The 19,495-nt window shown below is 46.0% G+C and carries 16 protein-coding genes; 8 read left to right on the top strand and 8 right to left on the bottom strand.

The features are described from left to right. Positions 1-4: 4 nt before the first annotated feature. From R7E51_RS02900 to R7E51_RS02890, 3 genes are all read right to left on the bottom strand, one after another. Positions 5-679: a GntR family transcriptional regulator gene (locus R7E51_RS02900; RefSeq protein WP_053303155.1), complete on the bottom strand. Its 675-nt coding sequence runs from the start codon at positions 677-679 to the stop codon at positions 5-7. Positions 680-831: 152 nt separating this feature from the next. Continuing rightward, positions 832-2,364, bottom strand: coding sequence for an aldehyde dehydrogenase (NADP(+)) (locus tag R7E51_RS02895; protein WP_132936667.1), 1,533 nt, complete (start codon positions 2,362-2,364; stop codon positions 832-834). A 21-nt stretch (positions 2,365-2,385) separates the two neighbouring features. Continuing rightward, positions 2,386-3,387, bottom strand: a complete 1,002-nt coding sequence (locus R7E51_RS02890) for a 4-hydroxyproline epimerase (protein ID WP_132936603.1) — start codon at positions 3,385-3,387, stop codon at positions 2,386-2,388. 109 nt (positions 3,388-3,496) lie between these two features. Here R7E51_RS02890 and R7E51_RS02885 point away from each other — a divergent pair, with 109 nt between their 5' ends. From R7E51_RS02885 to R7E51_RS02855, 7 genes are all read left to right on the top strand, one after another. Then, entirely contained in the window at positions 3,497-4,753 is a 1,257-nt protein-coding gene (locus R7E51_RS02885; RefSeq protein ID WP_206957308.1) for an NAD(P)/FAD-dependent oxidoreductase, read from the top strand. Between the two features lie 124 nt (positions 4,754-4,877). Then, positions 4,878-5,951 carry a polyamine ABC transporter substrate-binding protein gene (locus R7E51_RS02880; protein ID WP_017633955.1) on the top strand — a complete coding sequence of 358 codons (1,074 nt, stop codon included), beginning with the start codon at positions 4,878-4,880 and terminating at the stop codon, positions 5,949-5,951. Between the two features lie 87 nt (positions 5,952-6,038). Next, on the top strand, positions 6,039-7,013 hold the full coding sequence (locus tag R7E51_RS02875; RefSeq protein WP_206957307.1) for an ornithine cyclodeaminase family protein: 975 nt from the start codon (positions 6,039-6,041) through the stop codon (positions 7,011-7,013). A gap of 56 nt (positions 7,014-7,069) precedes the next feature. Beyond that, the gene (locus R7E51_RS02870) at positions 7,070-7,984 is read left to right on the top strand and encodes a dihydrodipicolinate synthase family protein (protein WP_053807316.1); all 915 of its coding nucleotides are present in this window, start codon (positions 7,070-7,072) and stop codon (positions 7,982-7,984) included. Positions 7,985-8,057: 73 nt separating this feature from the next. After that, the gene (locus R7E51_RS02865) at positions 8,058-9,179 is read left to right on the top strand and encodes an ABC transporter ATP-binding protein (RefSeq protein ID WP_206957306.1); all 1,122 of its coding nucleotides are present in this window, start codon (positions 8,058-8,060) and stop codon (positions 9,177-9,179) included. After that, positions 9,176-10,456, top strand: a complete 1,281-nt coding sequence (locus R7E51_RS02860) for an ABC transporter permease (protein ID WP_206957305.1) — start codon at positions 9,176-9,178, stop codon at positions 10,454-10,456. The genes R7E51_RS02865 and R7E51_RS02860 overlap by 4 nt, the downstream gene beginning before the upstream one ends. Before the next feature lie 2 nt (positions 10,457-10,458). Continuing rightward, positions 10,459-11,307, top strand: coding sequence for an ABC transporter permease (locus R7E51_RS02855; RefSeq protein WP_171345355.1), 849 nt, complete (start codon positions 10,459-10,461; stop codon positions 11,305-11,307). 120 nt (positions 11,308-11,427) lie between these two features. Here the strand turns inward: R7E51_RS02855 and R7E51_RS02850 are convergent, their stop codons facing one another. Beyond that, entirely contained in the window at positions 11,428-11,862 is a 435-nt protein-coding gene (locus R7E51_RS02850) for a hypothetical protein (protein ID WP_165401694.1), read from the bottom strand. A 302-nt stretch (positions 11,863-12,164) separates the two neighbouring features. Here R7E51_RS02850 and R7E51_RS02845 point away from each other — a divergent pair, with 302 nt between their 5' ends. Further along, on the top strand, positions 12,165-14,609 hold the full coding sequence (locus tag R7E51_RS02845) for a collagenase (RefSeq protein WP_206957304.1): 2,445 nt from the start codon (positions 12,165-12,167) through the stop codon (positions 14,607-14,609). 161 nt (positions 14,610-14,770) lie between these two features. Here the strand turns inward: R7E51_RS02845 and R7E51_RS02840 are convergent, their stop codons facing one another. From R7E51_RS02840 to R7E51_RS02825, 4 genes are read right to left on the bottom strand one after another with little or no spacing between them, the layout of a single operon-like run. Then, complete coding sequence (locus tag R7E51_RS02840; protein ID WP_206957301.1) at positions 14,771-16,567, bottom strand: aminopeptidase P family protein; 1,797 nt, start codon at positions 16,565-16,567, stop codon at positions 14,771-14,773. Beyond that, on the bottom strand, positions 16,567-17,559 hold the full coding sequence (locus R7E51_RS02835; protein ID WP_206957299.1) for an ABC transporter ATP-binding protein: 993 nt from the start codon (positions 17,557-17,559) through the stop codon (positions 16,567-16,569). Before R7E51_RS02835 ends, R7E51_RS02840 begins: the two co-directional genes overlap by 1 nt. A 9-nt stretch (positions 17,560-17,568) precedes the next feature. Next, positions 17,569-18,552, bottom strand: coding sequence for an ABC transporter ATP-binding protein (locus tag R7E51_RS02830; RefSeq protein ID WP_005377840.1), 984 nt, complete (start codon positions 18,550-18,552; stop codon positions 17,569-17,571). A gap of 10 nt (positions 18,553-18,562) precedes the next feature. Then, a complete protein-coding gene (locus R7E51_RS02825) occupies positions 18,563-19,495 on the bottom strand; it encodes an ABC transporter permease subunit (protein WP_005377839.1) in 933 nt (310 codons plus the stop codon).

Here is a 19,495-nt window from a genome sequence, read left to right as displayed (position 1 = left end):
CCGTTTACTGGCTGATATTTTGCCTTTCAAGCAGCAGGTTTCGAATCGCTGTGCCCGCTTCTAGAATGTGTTTTTTCAGCAGGTACTTGGCGCCTTCGATATCACGATTTTGGCACATTTCAAACAAGTTTAAGTGCTCTTCTTCTGCCTTTTTAATGCCTGTAGTAAACAATAGCTGCATGCGTATGTATCGGTCACACTTTGTGTTCAGGTTGTAAATGACGTCCATAGTTTCAGGCATGTTGGCTGGCGCATATAGGGCTTTGTGGAACTCGTAGTTGTAGTTGCTCCATTCTTCTACTTCGTCGCCACTGTTCACTACTGACTCGAAACGTTCGCGAACTTCGCGCGCGCGTTCAAGGTCAGCGTCTGTCATATTTTGAATCGCGCGCTCTAAAATGTGGCATTCCACGACAGCGCGCAGTTCAAATAGCTCATTGATTTTCTCTGGAGATAGCTCAGTGACCGTCGCACCTTTGTGAGGTTCAAAGCTAACGAGTCCTTGTGCTTCCAATTGAACTAACGCTTCACGCACAGGAATTCGGCTAACATTAAACTCTTTTGCTAACGCATCTTGACGTAAAGGTTGACCAGTTTTTAACTCGCCCTTCAAGATCTGAGTTCGAATTGCTTCCTCAACGAGCTGAGTGCGCGTTTTAAAAACAGGTTTCTGTGACATTGAAGTCTCCCGTGAAATTAATATTGTATCCAATCCATTTTACTTTAGTAGTTTATTGTTTTTCTGGCACAAACCAACTAGGAAAGAAGGTTTTGAGAAGTAGAGTGAAATAAAAGGCATCAGTTGATGCCTTTTTGAGCCATTTGGTGAGCTTATTGGGACACACTGCCATCTATGGCGCGTTGAATACCCAGTGGGTTCGACGCTTTTAATGAATCAGGCAATAAAGATTCTGGCAAAGCTTGATAAGCGACCGGACGCAACCAACGATGAATAGCCTCCGCACCGACAGATGTTGAGGCAGAATTGGTTGAAGCCGGATAGGGTCCACCATGAACCATAGCGTAACCAACCTCGACGCCAGTTGGCCAACCGTTGAATACAAGGCGTCCGGCGATTTCTTCCAAACTTGGAAGCAGTTGCTTGGCTTGTTCTTCGTCTTCAGCGGTAGCGTGAAGGGTTGCGGTGAGCGATCCAGTCAGTGAATCACTCAGTTTCAACATGTCATCGAAATCTTCACAGATTACGATTAACGATTGAGGACCAAATATTTCTTCCTCCCATTGCGGGTTTTCACGCCAGTTTTTACTGTCCGTCACGAACAGTGCTGGTGAGACATTGGTCGTTTCTGCTTGTTCAGAACGAGTGACGTTAATGCCTGTTTCGGAAGCTCGCTTATCCACTTCGGATTCATACGTTTCTCGGATTCCTTGCGTTAGCAAAGTGGCCGTTGATTGTTGTCGAATTAACCCTTGAGCGATTTCGATAAAGGCTTGCGTTTCTGGGCTATTCAAGACAAATACAACGCCTGGTTTTGTACAAAATTGTCCACAGCCCAAAGTCATAGAAGCCACAAACTCTTCAGCCAATGAGGCGTTTGCTCGTATGGCTGAAGGGAGAATAAATGTTGGGTTAATCGCCCCTAGTTCACCATAGAAGGGGATTGGCTCTGGTCTTTGCTGAGCTAGATTGAACAGCGCACGGCCACCACCGACGGAGCCTGTAAACCCAACCCCTTTAATTTTTGGATGGGTAACGAGTGCTTGGCCAAGTGCGCGTTTGTTGCCTTGCAATAGCGTGAAGATGGCTTGCGGTAAGCACTCTTTCTCCAGTGCAGCCTCAATACACTCTGCAACAAGTTGACTGGTGCCAGGGTGGGCGGTATGGCCTTTTACAATCACAGGACAGCCAGCTGCCAGTGCCGAAGCCGTATCGCCACCTGCAGTAGAAAATGCGAGCGGAAAATTAGACGCACCAAACACGGCGACAGGGCCAATTGCGATTTGTTGACGGCGAATATCTGGTTTTGGCAGTGGTTGACGGTTTGGGTTTGGCGTATCGAAAGTTGCTTGATGGTGATTACCCGATCTCACAACCTCGGCAAATAGTCTTAATTGGTTCGCGGTACGTCCTATTTCGCCGCTTAAACGTGCTTCGGGAAGGGCAGTTTCTAAATGAGCACGAGCAACGATTTCTTCACTCTTCACTTCCAATTCAGAGGCGATAGAGCAAAGTAAGCTCGATCGCTTTGCATTACTTAGTTGGCGAAACTCACGCGCAACGTTTTGGGCGGCTGAGGCGGCTTGATTAACTTCTTGCTCTCCATGTACCGGAAACGCAATAGGTAGAGGCTCACCAGTAAAGGCGTTGACTGCGTAAAAAGTGGTTGGTTCTTGTGGGTTCATCATTCTTCCTTACTATCCTTATTACTTCACTTCGAATCCGTACGCATATGGATCTTCATCGTCTACCCATATTGTGTTGTGACCGTATACTTGTGCCCATCCTTCAATACTTGGCAAAATAGCGGCTTTGCCATTCACTTCGGTAATGCCTTCTATACGTCCTTGAAATAGGCTGCCGATGATACTTTCGTGAACAAAGTCTTCTCCTTGATTGAGTTTGCCTCTTGCATGCCATTGCGCCATGCGTGCACTAGTACCCGTACCACATGGCGAGCGATCCAACGCTTTGTCGCCGTAAAACACAGCATTTCGAGCGGTGGCGTTTTCTTGAGTGGGCTCTCCGGTCCATAGCACGTGAGAAACACCGCACACTGTCGGATCTTCTGGATGTACGCACTCAACCGCTCGAGATACCGCTTCGCGAACTTTTGGAGAAAGCATCAAAATTTCATCTGGAGAGTAGTGTTCAAGTCCGGCGTAGTTTTCTTGAGAGTCGACGATTACGTAATAGTTTCCGCCATAAGCAACATCGACAGTGAGCTCACCTAAGCCCTCTATGTCCACGGTTACGTCTTGGTGGGCAAGGTAAGCCGGTACGTTAAATATCTTTACCGACGTGACCTTGTCACCTTTTGTTTGGTAGTGCACTTCGATTTGTCCTGCTGGGACATCAAGTATCAAACGACCTTCTTTTTGGGGAGTGATAAGGCGATTTTCGATAGCGGTGGTGACGGTTCCAATGGTGCCGTGGCCACACATTGGTAAGCAGCCACTGGTTTCAATAAACAGAATAGAAGCGTCTGCGTTATCACTGCAAGGAGGCAAGACAACTGACCCCGACATCATTGAGTGTCCGCGAGGTTCAAACATGAGTGCCTGACGAATCCAATCATAATGCTCAAGAAAGTATTGGCGCTTTTCGCTCATGGTATTGCCTTCGAGTGGAGGCACACCGCCTGCTACCAGCCTAACTGGGTTGCCGCAGGTGTGGGCATCAATACAGAAAAAAGTTCCTTGTCTCATTTTTCGCTCCTTGCTGAAAAAATGGTTGAATTAAACAATAGTGATGTTAACGTAATGTAAAATATATTGTATACAATCTACGTTTTCAAGTGTGACTCGGAGCATATTTATGTTGGTCAAGGATGAAACTAAAAAGGAAAGGATCGCTGTGATAGGTGCGGGGATTATTGGCTTATCAATTGGCTTGAAATTGCAGCAGCAAGGTTATCAAGTCACGATTTTTGATCCCAATGGCGTGGGGAATGGATGCTCTAAGGGAAATGCAGGCCATATCGCGACTGAGCAAATCTTCCCTCTTGCAACGCCAGCGCTGCTTCCACAATTACCTAAAATGCTGCTAGATCCCAAAAGTCCGGTTTCGATCCGTTGGCAAGATATTCCAAACACAATCGGGTGGATGATTCGTTTTCTATTACAAACCAAGCCATCAGCCGCGGAGCGGGCAAAAAACGTGATTAAGAGTCTTAACGAGCGGTCAGTGGCAAGTTGGCGTGGCATGCTTGATTCAATCGGAAAAGCGCATCTAATAAAAATGAATGGTTCATTGCTCACTTTTGAAAACGAGAAACTGTTTCAGAATTATCAAAGTAAGCTTAACTCACTGGCTAAAAACGGTGTGACGCATCAAGTTTGGACACAAGAGGAGATTCGAGAGCGGATACCTGATCTCAGCCATAAGGTTCGTATCGGAGTCTTTTTTCCCGAAACCGGTCATACGCTAGACCCTTATCAGCTCTGTGCTGAGCTAAGTGAAGCCTTTGAAGAGCTTGGCGGTAAGGTTTTACAAAAAGGTGTATCTGCGTTGGCGAAAAATGGCGATGTGCTGGTTGAGTCTCAAACACATTCATTTGACCGAATCATTGTTGCCGCTGGTGTACATTCTAAGCCTTTGATACGGCAACTAACCGGAGTCAAAGTGCCTATTCAAGCCGAGCGTGGTTATCACCTAATGGTGGATGACAAGCGTGATGTACTGCCATTTCCTATTAGCTCTGCCGATAGAAAATTCATCATGACTCCGATGTCTGGTGGGCTACGCTTGGCAGGCACTGTTGAGTATGCCGATGTAGAATCACCACCCAATATGAAACGTTCAGAAATGCTTTTTCAGTTAGGTGATGAGATGTTTGAATCGGGGTTAAATCCACTCAAGCAAGGAGAAAAGTGGATGGGGAATCGGCCTTCAACAGTCGACTCGTTACCGGTTATTGATAGCATTTGGGATGGAAATGTATTACTGGCATTTGGCCACCAACACCTTGGATTAACTCAAGCGGCGATTACGGCAGATCTCCTTTTAGAGCTTATCGAAGGAAAGCCAACATCGATTGATCTTTCACCTTTTTCACTACAACGATTTGCCTGAAAAATTTAATATTAAATATTGTATAAAATATATTAAATGCTAATGTTAACTTAATTTTAACAAAAACTGGTATCCAACAGCCGTACTCGGATGCCTCCAGAAAAACAACCAAAAGGAGTAAAACATGTCACGAATGACCAAAGCACCATTGGCGCTGTTGATTTCAGGAATGCTGTTGGGGACCTCTGCTTATGCTGAAGACAAATTGACGGTCGTATCTTGGGGTGGTGCATTCACCAAGAGCCAAGTGGAGGCATATCATAAGCCTTTCATTAAAAAAACAGGTGTTGAGATCGTATCCGAGGATTTCAGTGGCGGATTAGCCGAAATTAAAGCGCAGGTGGAAGCGAACAATGTGCGCTGGGATTTGGTTTCTCTCGACAAGCCGGACATTGTTCGTGGTTGCGCCGAAGGGTTACTAGAACCAGTGAGCCCAAGTATTTTGCCTCCGGGCGCAGATGGAACGCCAGCACAAGAGGATTTCATTGATGGTGCGATTCACGAATGCGCAATCAATACCATCGTTGTGTCCACAGTATTAGCGGTGAACGAAGACGCGTTTAAAGGTAAGGCTTTGCCTAGCAAGTTGACCGATCTTTTTGACCTAAAAACTTTTCCAGGTCGACGTGCATTGCAAAAACAACCTCAGGGCAATCTTGAGTGGGCACTATTGGCTGATGGTGTAAAGCCAGAAGAGGTCTACAGCCTGCTCGAAACCGAAGCGGGGCGTGAGCGTGCTTTTGCTAAGTTGGATACGATCAAATCAGAAGTGCTGTGGTGGACAACAGGTGCCCAGCCACCTCAAATGCTTGCAGACAAAGAAGTGGTGATCGCCTCGGCGTTTAACGGCCGAATCCACAATGCCCGTAAGGATGAAGGTCAACCATTTCGGATTATATGGGACCGTCAAATGGGTTACATGAATGGATGGGCGATACCTAAAGGGAGTGAGAACACAAAGCTTGCATTGGACTTCATTGCTTTTTCTTCAGGAACAAAACCATTAGCTGATCAAGCTAAGTACGTTGCCTATGGGCCTACGCGTAAGTCGTCTTCGGCGGAGGTGAACCCAGACATTTTAGCGAACCTTCCTACCGCACCTCAAAACTTCCAAACCGCCTTCCTGATTAACGATGAATGGTGGTCAGACTACGCAGATGAACTCAATGAAGAGTTCAACACTTGGCTGCTTAACTAGGCGTTAATTTGTGTATAGGGCCGAGTTTTCATCCATAAGCGAGGTTCCGTACTTTTCCTCAACTGTATTTATGTTTTCGGAGAAATGATGAAAGTCATCGAAGCACAGCAAGTCGCGCAATGTTTAACAATGAAGTCTCTTATTGAAACGATGCGTGAAATGTACTCGCGGCCAGCAACAATACCTCAACGCCGAGTCATGCCCTTAGAAGAGGGAGAATACGAGGCGTTTGCGCTACTTCCAGCTTGGAACCAGGAGTTGATTGCGGTGAAAGCCTTTACGTATTTCCCGCATAACCCTGAGCAAGGCAAAGATACGCTTGCATCTAAGCTGCTTGTTTTTAGACGAAACGATGGTGAGCCGCTCGCACTCGTGGACGGTAAAGTTTTAACGTTTTGGCGCACCGCCGCAGCTTCTGCGTTGGCAGCGGACTATTTGGCGCGTCCCGATGCTGATCGTCTGTTGATCTGCGGAACGGGCAATCTTGCGCCTTATTTTGCGTGGGCATACGCTGCGGTTCGCCCACTTAAGCAGGTTTATATTTGGGGGCGTAACTCAGATAAAGCCGAGGCGACGGTAGATGCCATTGTGTCATCTTCAGAGTATCAGTCGCTTCCTGATGAGCGTCGGTTCCGTGTTTCAGTCGTAGAAAATGTGGACCACGTTATCAAACACGTTGACATCATCAGCTGTATTACCGCATCAGCAGAGCCTTTGTTTAATGGCGCAGACGTGCAGCCGGGCACCCATATTGATTTGGTCGGTAATCATGACTTGGATAAGCGTGAATGCGACTCCGAAGCAGTGCAACGAGCACAGGTGTATGTTGATAGCCGTATTAATGTATTAGCCGAAGCGGGCGATCTTCTCATTCCAATTCAAGAGGGCGTGTTCACGTCAGACGATATTAGAGGGGAATTACCGCAGCTTTGCGCCCAACAAATCTCAGGACGTCAAAACGATGAGGTCATTACTTTATACAAATCAGTTGGCAGTGCTTTGGCTGATTTGGCCGCTGTAAAGGCGGTGTTGTTAGAAAATGGCATAGATAGCCATGTCTGAGCATTTTCGCTCGTTCATTTAAATTGCATACAATATACATATAAGGAAAGTAGTTCATGAAAATTGATTGGAAAGGTGTTTATCCGGCGGTCAGTACGCAATTTCGTCAAGATCAGTCAATCGACTTAGACGCAACGCAAACCGTTATAGACAACCAGATTAAAGATGGTGTGAATGGCATTATCTGCTTAGGTACCGTCGGTGAGAACTGCGCGTTGTACCCGGAGGAGAAACGCCAGGTCTTGCAAGCGGCAAAAGAAGTCGTAAATGGCCGTGTGCCTTTGATTGCTGGAACAGCAGAGTCTATTACCACAGCAGCTGTTGATTACATGCAGGATGCGTACAAAATTGGTATCGATGGTTGTATGGTGATGCCTGCCATGGTTTACCGCACTTCTGAGAACGAAACGTTCGAATATTACCGCACGCTAGCAGAAGCAACGCCAGAAATGCCAATCATGATTTACAACAACCCGGTTGCTTATGGTGTTGATGTTAATCTCGGTATCATGACGAAACTGGCTGAGTTTGAAAGTATTGTAGCTATCAAAGAGTCGACCACTGATACTCGTCGTATCACCGAGCTTTACAATAAATTTGATGACCGCTTTACCGTGTTCAGTGGTGTTGATGACATCGCTCTTGAATCATTGATGCTAGGTGCGACCGGCTGGATTTCTGGTTTAACCAACGCATTCCCAGAAGAGTCCGTTGCGATTTATAAACTGGCAAGCCAAGGTCGTTATGCTGAAGCGTTAGAGATCTACCGTTGGTTCTTACCCCTACTGCGTTTAGACACCATTCCTACGCTGGTTCAGTGCATAAAATTGGCCGAGCAAGTCTGCGGACGTGGCTCTGAACAAGTTCGTGCGCCACGCCAACTCTTACAAGGTGAAGAGCGTCAACAAGTCATTCAAATGGTTGAACATGCGTTAGAAACCCGCTTAGACCTATCCAAATACAATCTGTAATTGTGCTGTTTAGTAGAGCGTTAACTGACGCTCTACTCATTCGTAATATTCAAAAAATGAGAAGAGGGAAGTCATGAGCACGGAAAACAAGGACTATGTCAGCTTTCAACACGTTAAGAAAACCTACGATGGCACAAATTTGGTGGTGAAAGACTTCAACTTAGATATTGCTCCTGGAGAGTTCGTTACTATGTTGGGGCCGTCAGGATCGGGCAAGACCACTTGCTTGATGATGCTAGCAGGCTTTGAAACTGCGACCGGTGGAAACATTTATATCGATGGCGTTCCTGTCAATCATCTCGCGCCGCACAAGCGTGATATTGGTATGGTGTTTCAAAACTATGCGTTGTTTCCACATATGACCATTGCTGAGAATCTTGCGTTTCCTTTAAAGGTGCGAAAACTCGACAGTGACACGATTCAAAGCAAAGTTCAGAGTGTATTAGAAATGGTCGAGCTTGAGCATGTTGCGACTCGATACCCAAAGCAGTTATCAGGTGGTCAACAACAGCGTGTTGCGTTAGCGCGAGCATTAGTGTTTGAGCCTAAACTCGTTTTGATGGATGAACCACTAGGCGCGTTAGATAAGCAGCTGCGTGAGCAAATGCAGATGGAAATTAAACATTTGCATGAAAAGCTTGGTATCACCATTTTGTATGTGACGCACGATCAAGACGAAGCTCTCACTATGTCCGACCGTATTGCGGTTTTTAATCACGGCGAAGTGCAACAACTCGCGACACCAACCGAGCTTTATGAATCTCCGAGTAATACGTTTGTTGCGCAGTTTATCGGAGAAAACAACCAACTCTCAGGTTTAGTCAAAGAGTGGGACGGAAAGTATTGCCAAGTGCTCGTTGGGAAAGAGTTATTTACTGCGAAACCTGTCAGAGTCTCTGAGCAAGGGCAGAGAACAACACTTTCCATTCGACCAGAAAAGATTGTTATTCAACCAGAGAAAGCGTCTTGTGAGAACCAAGTCTCGGGCGTCCTACGAGAATTGATTTATCACGGTGATCATTATCGTTTGGTCGTCGAAGTAGAGAGCGTTGGTCACTTCATCGTTAAAGTACCTAACGATAATCGTAAACACTTGCAGTTAACGCCTGGCTCAATTTGTCGTATTGGTTGGCAAAGTGACGATTGCCATGCTCTTGATGGGACACAAACTCAAAGTAGCGAGGTAGCAGCATGAGTCGAGAGCTAACCGCATTAGATTCTGTATTGGAAATCGAACGCCAAGTTCATCAGCAAGAAACCAATCTGAAAGCGCAGTTGCAAAAGGCCGAGCGCCGAAAAAAGCTTCGCTCCATTATGCTCACGACGCCATTAGTGTGTTTTATTCTGCTTACGTTTGCTTTTCCTATCCTCGACATGCTTTATCGAAGCGTGGATAACCGAGAAATATCCCTGTCACTCCCACAAACTATTCAAGCTTTAGAAAGTTGGGATTATCAAGGTCAGCCTCATCAAGAAGTCATTGAGGCATTCTCTGTTGAGGTACTTGCGCTTTATCAAAGCAAAGAGCTACCGAAAATAGCCAACCGGATGAATATTGAAGAGTCTGGTATGCGCAGCTTACTCATGAAAACCGGCAGAAAGTTGTCTCGGTTGACGTCGCTGCCGATCTCGGTGACACAGCTAGCTAAGCTGGATAAGCGTTGGGCTAATCCTAAATATTGGGCGGCGTTTAAGAATCTTAGTGGCGCATTAACATTCAGTCATTATCTTGCAGCGCTAGACTTGCGAGTGAATGAGTTTGGAGACATTGAGCCCCAACCAGAAAAACGCCAAATATACGTCGACCTTTTCTTTAAAACTTTTTGGATGTCTATTTCAATCACCTTAATTTGTTTGGTGATGGCGTACCCCGTTGCTTACCTGCTTGCCAATTTACCTGATAAGCGCGCGAACTTACTTTTAATTATTGTGCTGCTGCCATTTTGGACATCATTGTTAGTCAGAACCACGTCTTGGATTGTTCTGCTGCAAAACCAAGGGGTCATTAATGATCTCCTTATTTGGTCGGGTTTTACTTCTGAGCGAATTCAGATGATTCACAATACCTTCGGAACGGTGGTGTCTATGGTTCACATTCTGTTGCCTTTTATGATCCTGCCTCTGTATAGCGTAATGAAAGGAATTAGCCCAACTTATTTCCGTGCCGCTCGTTCTCTAGGCGCGACGCCTTTCATTGCGTTCATCAAAGTTTATATGCCGCTTACGTTACCGGGGATAGGTGCGGGGGCCTTGCTTACTTTCATTCTTTCTATTGGCTTCTACATTACGCCCGCTTTGGTTGGTGGAAGAAGCGGACAGATGATATCCAATATGATTGCCTATCATATGCAGACATCACTGAACTGGGGGATGGCTGGCGCATTGGGTGGACTGCTTTTGTTCGTTGTACTGGTTCTGTTTTATATATTCAACCGTGTGGTTGGCATGAATAACCTTAAGGTAGGAGGATAACCATGGCATTACCAAACTATGCATCAAAAGTAGAGCGAGTCGCTTACGCAGGCTACTTAGTTTTTTGTGGGTTGGTGCTGTGCTTTTTAATCGCTCCAATTCTGACCATCATCCCGTTATCGTTTAATGCAACGCCTTACTTTACTTTTACCGAGGGGATGTTAAACCTTGACTCGGCAGCGTATTCTACTCGCTGGTATCAAGAAATGTTTACTAGTGATCAGTGGCTGTTGGCGCTGAAAAACAGCACGTTTATTGCTTTTATGGCGACACTCGTTGCAACAGGGCTAGGAACTCTGGCGGCGTTGGGTTTAGCAAGTAGTAACTTGCCTTTTCGCAATACGATTATGGCGCTGTTGATCTCGCCCATGATCGTACCAGTCATTATCTCTGCTGCTGCGATGTACTTTTTCTACACACGCCTTGGCTTATCACAAACTTATTTAGGCGTCATTTTGGCACACGCTGCGTTAGGTACGCCTTTTGTCGTCATTACCGTTACTGCGACGTTAAGCGGCTTTGACCATAGCTTGGTAAAAGCGGCGGCTAGCTTAGGAGCAAGCCCTGTTTATACTTTCAGACACATTACCTTTCCGCTGATTCGTCCGGGGATGATATCTGGCGGCTTGTTTGCTTTTGGCACTTCGTTCGACGAGGTTGTGGTGGCGTTATTCCTGACTGGGGCAGAACAAAAAACCGTTCCGAGGCAGATGTGGTCAGGAATTCGAGAGCAAATTAGTCCGACCATATTGGCGGTCGCTACGTTGTTGATTTTTATGTCGGTGTGTTTGCTCGTGACATTAGAAGTTTTACGTAGACGTAATGTACGCATTCGAGGCATTCAAGAATAACCAAACTTTTGCTTTGTTGGTCACTTTGCACTTTTGTTTAGGGGCACCTCAATTTTTGATCAAATGCGCCTCATTGTAGGCGCTTGTCTTTTGTGTTTATCTTCAGCGATGACTGACATATCACTCTGGTAGCTTAATGCCAGCTTGCTCGAAACGTGCCAAAGGCGACTTGTTCGATTGCTGATACCAACTAGCTGGCATGTTTGATTTAAGTTGCGCTTTTTCTTCCTTGCTAATCACAACATAGTGCAAAAACGTATTAAGTGTGGTTACCATCACGTCAAACGTCATTTCCCCATCTTTGCTGATGGTTTTCAATAACCCAACGACGGTTTCCTCAGAGACTAACGGTTCAACCACCGCGTTTTTTCGCTCTTTTATTGATGTTGAAGCGGGCAGTCTTGCACGTGCCGTCTCCCAGCAAACTTTGTTGGTTTTACTGACAAGGTTGTGCTTGTAGCAGTAGTAACTGAATAAAAAGCGTGGCAGGTTTTGCCAGCGTTCGGCTTGGACTTCTAACCAAAGATGTTGTAGCTCAATATCAGCGTCGGTCATAGGAGTTGTTTAGCAAAAAGAAAAGAAACCATTTTATCGCTTTTGTGAGGAGCAATAAAAGATATTTGAATGGAAAGATAAACAACTAGTTGATCAATATTACTAAAGCAAATCGATTTCTGGCAAGCTCGTGCAACGGCAACTCGAGTACCAAAAACTGACACCGTCACGTTCAGTTGTTAACAAAATGTTTCATCTTGTCTTGCGAGTAGATTATATGGAGATGCTCTTGCAGTAATAAGGGCAGTGGCGATGCAAAAGACGTAATGCATTTAAGGAAAACTCAATATAGAAGAAATTAGATGGAACTGAAGACTTTGAGTGTCGCGATTGCGACAACATTAACCAGCACTGGCGTATTTGCGTTAAGCGAGCCAGTTTCTCAAGTTACAGAGCAACATGCACATTCGGCTCATACACACGGTGTTGAATCCAATCGAGTTGAATACCAACCAACCGCAACTCTCCCTATTCAGCCCTCCAAGGCAACTCGAGTACAGTCACTTGAAAGCCTTGATGAGTCGAGCACTGCTTGTGATTTGGAAGCATTGGTTACCGAAAGCAGTAACCAATTGATCAGCGAAATTTTAAGTCAGGGCGCGACGTGCGTGAACCAGTTATTCTCTGCTGAAAGTCGGATTCAGGAGTCGGTATTTAGCTCCGATCATATGTACAACATTGCGAAGCGCACTACGACATTGGCGAAGGGGTATACAGGTGGCGGGAGCGATGAACTCGAAACGTTTTTCTTATACTTGCGCGCGGGTTATTACGCCGAGTTTTACAATGACAACATCTCATTTATTGAATGGGTTACCCCAGCGGTGAAAGAATCCGTGGATGCGTTTGTTAATAACGCAAACTTCTATGAGAACAGCGACCGTCACGGCAAAGTGCTTAGTGAAGTCATCATCACTATGGATAGTGCGGGCTTGCAGCACGCGTACTTACCGCAAGTGACCCAGTGGCTTACACGTTGGAATGATCAATACGCCCAGCACTGGTATATGCGCAATGCAGTTAACGGTGTTTTCACTATTTTGTTTGGTGGGCAGTGGAACGAGCAATTTGTGCAAGTAATTGGTAACCAAACAGACCTTGCCAAAGCTTTAGGCGATTTTGCTCTGAGGGCGTCATCAATCGGTGCTGAAGATGAGTTTATGGCCGCGAATGCGGGGCGAGAGCTCGGGCGTCTGACCAAGTATACAGGTAACGCGAGTTCTGTTGTGAAGAGTCAGCTGAGTCGAATCTTTGAACAGTATGAAATGTATGGTCGGGGTGACGCGGTTTGGCTTGCGGCGGCGGACACCGCCTCATATTACGCAGATTGTAGTGAGTTCGGAATTTGTAATTTCGAAACTGAGCTAAAAGGCTTGGTGCTATCGCAAACTTATACCTGTAGTCCGACAATTCGAATATTGTCCCAGAATATGACGCAAGAGCAACACGCGGCCGCATGTTCTAAAATGGGTTACGAAGAGGGTTACTTTCATCAGTCTTTAGAAACGGGTGAACAGCCAGTAAAAGATGACCACAACACCCAGCTCCAAGTCAATATCTTCGATTCAAGCACTGATTATGGTAAGTACGCAGGGCCAATTTTCGATATTAGTACTGACAATGGCGGTATGTACTTGGAGGGCGACCCTTCCCAGCCGGGGAATATTCCCAACTTTATTGCTTATGAAGCCTCTTATGCGAACGCGGATCACTTTGTCTGGAACCTAGAGCACGAATACGTGCATTACTTAGATGGTCGATTTGATCTCTATGGAGGGTTTAGTCATCCAACTGAAAAAATAGTGTGGTGGAGTGAAGGCATTGCAGAGTATGTCGCTCAAGAAAATGACAACCAAGCAGCACTTGAGACGATTCTAGACGGCTCGACATATACCTTAAGTGAGATTTTCGAGACTACTTATGATGGGTTTGATGTCGATCGAATTTATCGTTGGGGGTACTTAGCTGTACGTTTTATGTTTGAAAATCATAAAGATGACGTAAACCAAATGCTGGTGGAAACACGCCAAGGGAATTGGAGCAATTACAAAGCAACGATCACCCAATGGGCGAATTTATATCAAAGTGAGTTTGAGCAGTGGCAGCAAGCCCTTGTCTCAAATGGTGCACCTAATGCAGTCATAACCGCAAACAACAAGGGGAAAGTCGGTGAAAGCATTACATTTAGCAGTGAAAACAGTACAGACCCAAACGGGAAGATCGTCAGCGTCTTATGGGACTTCGGTGATGGCTCGACAAGTACACAAACCAAGCCGACGCACCAATATGGGAGTGAAGGGGAGTATTCGGTCAGTCTAAGTGTGACAGACAGTGAAGGCTTGACGGCAACCGCCACTCATAGTGTTGTTATCTCAACGTTGGGCGGTAATGACACATTGCCACAAGACTGCGCGGTGCAAAGTAAAGTAAGCGGTGGGCGCCTAACAGCAGGAGAGCCCGTTTGCTTGGCAAATCAACAAACCATTTGGCTAAGCGTGCCAGCGGTGAATGAGAGCTCAAATCTGGCGATAACGACGGGGAATGGTACGGGCAACCTAAAGCTTGAATACAGTAACTCTGGTTGGCCGGATGATACTAATCGTCACGGGTGGTCAGATAATATTGGTAATGGAGAGTGTATTACGTTGTCAAATCAGAGTAACTACTGGGGCTACGTTAAAGTATCTGGTGACTTTGAGAATGCCGCCATCGTCGTTGATTTTGATGCTCAGAAGTGTCGTCAATAGGGCATTTTAACTGCATCATTTTAATTTAATTGATCGCCTCGCTAACATTGCGGGGCGTTTTTGTTTTTCACGCCGTTATCTCTATAAAAAAAACCAGCCCGAAGGCTGGCAAACAAGGAGTTTGAGATGAAAATGAAAACGTTATAAAGCTTGCTGATATCCTATTTCTCAATAAGTTGGGTTGTACGTTGAAGCCAGTTTTTATCTTGCGCATCAAGAAAAGGGCTAAGTGCTTGATAGACTCGTGAATGGTAATGATTGAGCCAGTCTAGCTCTGCTTGATCTAGCATTGATAAATCAAGGGCGTTGGTCGCAATTGGAGCAAGAGTGATGGTCTCAAAACCGTAAAACGTGCCGAACTCATTTTGTTCTACTTCTACAACTTTAAGAATGTTCTCTATTCTTACCCCGTACTCACCTTCGCGATAAACGCCTGGTTCATTAGTAATGACCATACCCGGTTTTAGTTCAACCTCGTGGTGGCTTTGCGAGAAATTTTGTGGGCCTTCGTGAACATTCAAGCAAATGCCCACGCCGTGTCCAGTGCCGCACTTGTAATCAATACCATGTTGCCATAAGACGCCACGCGCCATGATATCAAGATTGGCACCCGTAGAGCCTTTCATGAATCGAGTCTGAGTCAGTCGGATGACCGCTTTGAGCACCAAGGTATAATCTTTGCGCTGCTTAATGGTCGGTGACCCGAAGTGGAAAGTACGGGTGATGTCTGTTGTCCCGCCAAGGTATTGGCCACCAGAATCGACGAGAAAGAAGTTGCTTTCATTGACTGCGGCATTGCTTTCTTCATCGGCGGCATAATGCATTTTTGCCCCGTGAGCTGCGAAGCCTGCGATAGTGCGGAAACTGTCACTCACATAATGTTGGGTTTGACGGCGATAGTGATTCAGTTGTGCCTCAGCAGACAATTCTGTAACGAGTCCGCTTGGAACTTGCTCTTCGAGCCAGTTCATAAACCTTACGATTGCCACACCATCATCTGTTAATGCCTGTTCTAGGCTAGTTAGCTCGGTCGCATTTTTTATGGCCTTCATTGCCATTACAGGGCAAGCCATTGGCTTTAGATTCAGATTCTGTTCAATCGAACTCACCAATAAGCTGTCTGTGTGGGTCGGGTTAAAAGCGAGCGATAATCCCTCACATTGCTGATTCAAATACTGACTTACGTAGTTGTAATGGCGAATGTGTACACTCTGCTTGGTCAGCGCTCTTTCAACGTCTTGAGGCAGTTTGGCTTTATCAATAAACAGTGTCGCAAGTGATTGCTCTACGACTAGATAGGCTTCAGAAACTGGGCAGTAATTCGTATCACCACCTCGAATATTCATTGTCCACATGACATCATCTAGCGTTGACACTAATAAGCTATCTACTTGGTTCTCGGTTAACCAAGAACGGATTCTCGCTAACTTATTTTCTGTGTCAACGCCAGCAAAAGCGGTGGGGTGCTCGAATACGGGTGCACTTGGGCGAGGTGGTCTTTCAAGCCAAATCGGTGTGAGCAAATCTAGGTCGAGAATGATCTTAATGTTTTTCGCTTCAAAGGCTTGTTTGAGGCCTTGATAAAAAGCGTAACTGATGGCGCGCCCGTCAACCGCGACAATACTGTTTTCTGGGAGCGTGGTAGCCAGCCATTTGGCAATTGTCGGCGTTTCTGGTTGTTTGGCTTTAAACAGTTCAAGTCCTGTGCCGTGTAACTGTTCTTCAGCTTGAATATAGTAACGACCATCAGTCCACAGGCCACCACCTTGTTGGGTAATGACGACATCGCCTGCTGAGCCGGTAAAACCTGAAATCCAGCTTCGCGCTAACCAGTGATCCGCTGAGTATTCGCTGTTATGCGGGTCATTGTTGGTCACGATATATGCAGACACGTTGTGAAAGGACATTGCCTCACGCAATAACGTAAGGCGTTGGTTTACTGAGTTAGTATTGTTCATTAAATGGTTCCTAAAGTCATATTTGAGCAATAGATATGATGCTGCTCCGAGCCTGTTTTTATTGGGTTCTGTTGCCCGCATACTTCTGTTGCTTCTGGGCATCGAGTACGAAAAACGCAACCGCTAGGTGGGTTAAGTGGAGAAGGAAGGTCGCCGGGCAATAGTTGTATTTCACGGTCACGTGCTAATTGCGGATTAGCTATCGGGACAGCAGATAACAGTGCTTTGGTGTAGGGGTGTTGTGCATCATCAAATACTTTATCGTAACGTCCTACTTCCATAGGTTTACCAAGATACATCACCATAACGCGGTCGCTGATGTGGCGCACCACGCTTAAGTCGTGCGCAATCATCACCAGTGTTAACCCCATTTCTTGTTTAAGATCATCTAGAAGATTGATGACCTGAGCTTGTATGGAGACATCTAGCGCACTAACGGGTTCATCACACACGACCAAATCTGGATTGAGAATTAACGCTCTAGCAATGCCCACACGCTGACATTGACCTCCGGAAAATTCATGTGGATAGCGGTTTCGCTGGCTCGCCAAGAGACCCACTTTATCCATCATAGCGATGACACGCTTTTCTACCTCTGCCCGTTTAAGTTGCGGCTCATGGGTGAGCAGTGGTTCGGCGATGCATTCTGAGATGGTTAACCTCGGATTCAAACAAGCGGATGGGTCTTGAAACACCATCTGAAATTCTCTACGTCGAGAGGAAAGCTCTTTCTTACTAAACCCGCGCATGTCTTGATCTTTCCAAGTCAACTCGCCATGTGTAGGTTCAATTAAGCGAAGTAAGGCGCGTGCAAGCGTTGATTTTCCGCAGCCTGATTCCCCCACAATGCCAAGTGTTTCGCCTCTATAAACATCTAAGTCGATACCATTGACCGCTTTCACGATTTTACTTCGACTTGGAATAAGGTGACGTGACACAGGAAAGTGGACGTTTAAATCACGAGCAGACATGAGGACTTCTTTTTTATTCATAACGCCTCCTTAAGCTTTTATTTGAATAGGAGTGATAACACTGGGTGCGTTAACGTGACAGGCAATGGACTGGCTCGTGTTTAATGGAGAAAACCGTGGGGTTTCATATTGGCAACGCGTCTCTCGATGCTCGCACCGCTCTCTAAACGGACACCCTTTATGGTTAATCAACGCACTTGGTGGGTTACCTGGGATGGTTGGTAAACGCGGCATATCTTCAGTGATAGAAGGAATAGCCTTTAGCAGGCCTTGAGTATAGGGGTGAGCAGGTTGAGCGAACAATGTCTCGGTATCGGATTGCTCCATTTTTTGACCACCATACATGACCAATACGCGATCACACATCTCGGCGACGACGCCCATATCGTGAGTGATCAGTAAAATGGCCGTATTGAACTCTTGTTGTAAGTCTCGTAATAGCGTCAAAATTTGAGCCTGAACGGTTACATCTAATGCGGTGGTTGGTTCGTCTGCAATTAATAACTCGGGCTTACACAACAACGCCATCGCTATCATGATTCGCTGACGCATTCCGCCAGATAATTCGTGAGGGTATTGATTCATCCGAGTTTCGGGAGAGGGAATACGCACCGCATCCAACATGTGAATCGATTCAATTTTTGCTTGTTTTCGGCTCATTCCTTTATGAATCATGAGAACTTCACAAAGCTGCTTGCCAATTTTCATGAATGGATTAAGTGACGTCATCGGATCTTGAAAGATCATTCCGATTTTCTCTGCACGGATGCGGTTGAGCTGCTTTTTCGACATCGCGAGTAAATCATCACCGTGGAACATTGCGCTTCCAGACACGGCGCCGTTGTCTGCGGTTAACCCCATTAATGCGAAAACAGATTGGCTTTTTCCCGAACCTGATTCCCCAACAATCCCAAGAGTTTCGCCCGCTTTAATCGAGTAGGAGAGATTACTGACCGCTTGCACTTGCCCATCTGGCGTATCGAAGCGCACGTTCATGTTTTCAATAGATAGCATGGGTTTGTCCTTATCGGTCTTTCGGGTCAAGAGCATCACGCAAGCCATCGCCGATGAAGTTAAAACAAAAGAGGGTGGCAACTAAAAACAGAGAGGGAAAAAGCAGCATCCACAATGCAACGTCAATCGTTTTTGCGCCTTCGGAAATTAGGATTCCCCAGCTCGTGTCGGGTGGTTGAACACCAAGCCCTAAGAAGCTCAAAAACGATTCGAACATAATGAATCCTGGTACCATTAATGAGGAATAAACCATCACGATCCCAAGCACATTAGGCAGAACATGGCGTCGGACAATTGTCAATTTAGAAACCCCAATAGAGTGTGCGGCTTCGATGAACTCTCTCTTTTTTAGACCGAAGGTGACACCACGTACAACACGGGCAATGCCCAGCCAAGATACCATTCCGATCACGATAAAAATCAGGTAGATGTTGTTGCCAAAAAGGGTAACAAACAGGATAACCATAAACATAAATGGCACCGAATCGAGCACCTCAATAATGCGCATCATTACGCTATCGACAACGCCGCCAAGATAGCCGGAAATACTTCCCCAAATCGTACCAATAACAACGGCGACTAAGGCGCCGACAAAACCCACCAAAATAGAGAGCCTGCCGCCTTGCATCGTGCGAGCAAAGACATCTTGCCCGAGATCATCGGTACCAAAGTAATGGCCACTGCTCAGTGAAGGTTTCCCTAGCTCGTATGGATCGATGAGCACTTCCCAGTCAATTTCATCATGGCCAAAAGCGGCAAGAGAGGGGCCGAAGGTGATGCATAAGGTAATGAACGCCAAAACATACACTGATGTCATCGCGGCTCTGTTTTTACGAAATCGAGTCCATGCATCCTGCCAAAGACTGCGACCTTCGACGGCTTCAATATTGTCGACGACTTGATCTTGAAGAGCTTGTGTATCCAGTTTTTTGATCGTTAACAT

It is taken from the genome of Vibrio sp. Vb1166 (assembly GCF_033338695.1).
Taxonomy (GTDB): domain Bacteria; phylum Pseudomonadota; class Gammaproteobacteria; order Enterobacterales; family Vibrionaceae; genus Vibrio; species Vibrio alginolyticus.
The sequence above is the reverse complement of the archived record's forward strand: the minus strand, read 5'-3'. Positions and strand labels throughout refer to the sequence as shown.

Excerpts from the sequence above, each read along its gene's own strand:
- R7E51_RS02900 (WP_053303155.1), bottom strand. The coding sequence starts at position 679 with ATGTCACAGAAACCTGTTTTTAAAACGCGCACTCAGCTCGTTGAGGAA.
- R7E51_RS02895 (WP_132936667.1), bottom strand. The coding sequence starts at position 2,364 with ATGAACCCACAAGAACCAACCACTTTTTACGCAGTCAACGCCTTTACT.
- R7E51_RS02890 (WP_132936603.1), bottom strand. The coding sequence starts at position 3,387 with ATGAGACAAGGAACTTTTTTCTGTATTGATGCCCACACCTGCGGCAAC.
- R7E51_RS02885 (WP_206957308.1), top strand. The coding sequence starts at position 3,497 with ATGTTGGTCAAGGATGAAACTAAAAAGGAAAGGATCGCTGTGATAGGT.
- R7E51_RS02880 (WP_017633955.1), top strand. The coding sequence starts at position 4,878 with ATGTCACGAATGACCAAAGCACCATTGGCGCTGTTGATTTCAGGAATG.
- R7E51_RS02875 (WP_206957307.1), top strand. The coding sequence starts at position 6,039 with ATGAAAGTCATCGAAGCACAGCAAGTCGCGCAATGTTTAACAATGAAG.
- R7E51_RS02870 (WP_053807316.1), top strand. The coding sequence starts at position 7,070 with ATGAAAATTGATTGGAAAGGTGTTTATCCGGCGGTCAGTACGCAATTT.
- R7E51_RS02865 (WP_206957306.1), top strand. The coding sequence starts at position 8,058 with ATGAGCACGGAAAACAAGGACTATGTCAGCTTTCAACACGTTAAGAAA.
- R7E51_RS02860 (WP_206957305.1), top strand. The coding sequence starts at position 9,176 with ATGAGTCGAGAGCTAACCGCATTAGATTCTGTATTGGAAATCGAACGC.
- R7E51_RS02855 (WP_171345355.1), top strand. The coding sequence starts at position 10,459 with ATGGCATTACCAAACTATGCATCAAAAGTAGAGCGAGTCGCTTACGCA.
- R7E51_RS02850 (WP_165401694.1), bottom strand. The coding sequence starts at position 11,862 with ATGACCGACGCTGATATTGAGCTACAACATCTTTGGTTAGAAGTCCAA.
- R7E51_RS02845 (WP_206957304.1), top strand. The coding sequence starts at position 12,165 with ATGGAACTGAAGACTTTGAGTGTCGCGATTGCGACAACATTAACCAGC.
- R7E51_RS02840 (WP_206957301.1), bottom strand. The coding sequence starts at position 16,567 with ATGAACAATACTAACTCAGTAAACCAACGCCTTACGTTATTGCGTGAG.
- R7E51_RS02835 (WP_206957299.1), bottom strand. The coding sequence starts at position 17,559 with ATGAATAAAAAAGAAGTCCTCATGTCTGCTCGTGATTTAAACGTCCAC.
- R7E51_RS02830 (WP_005377840.1), bottom strand. The coding sequence starts at position 18,552 with ATGCTATCTATTGAAAACATGAACGTGCGCTTCGATACGCCAGATGGG.
- R7E51_RS02825 (WP_005377839.1), bottom strand. The coding sequence starts at position 19,495 with ATGTTAACGATCAAAAAACTGGATACACAAGCTCTTCAAGATCAAGTC.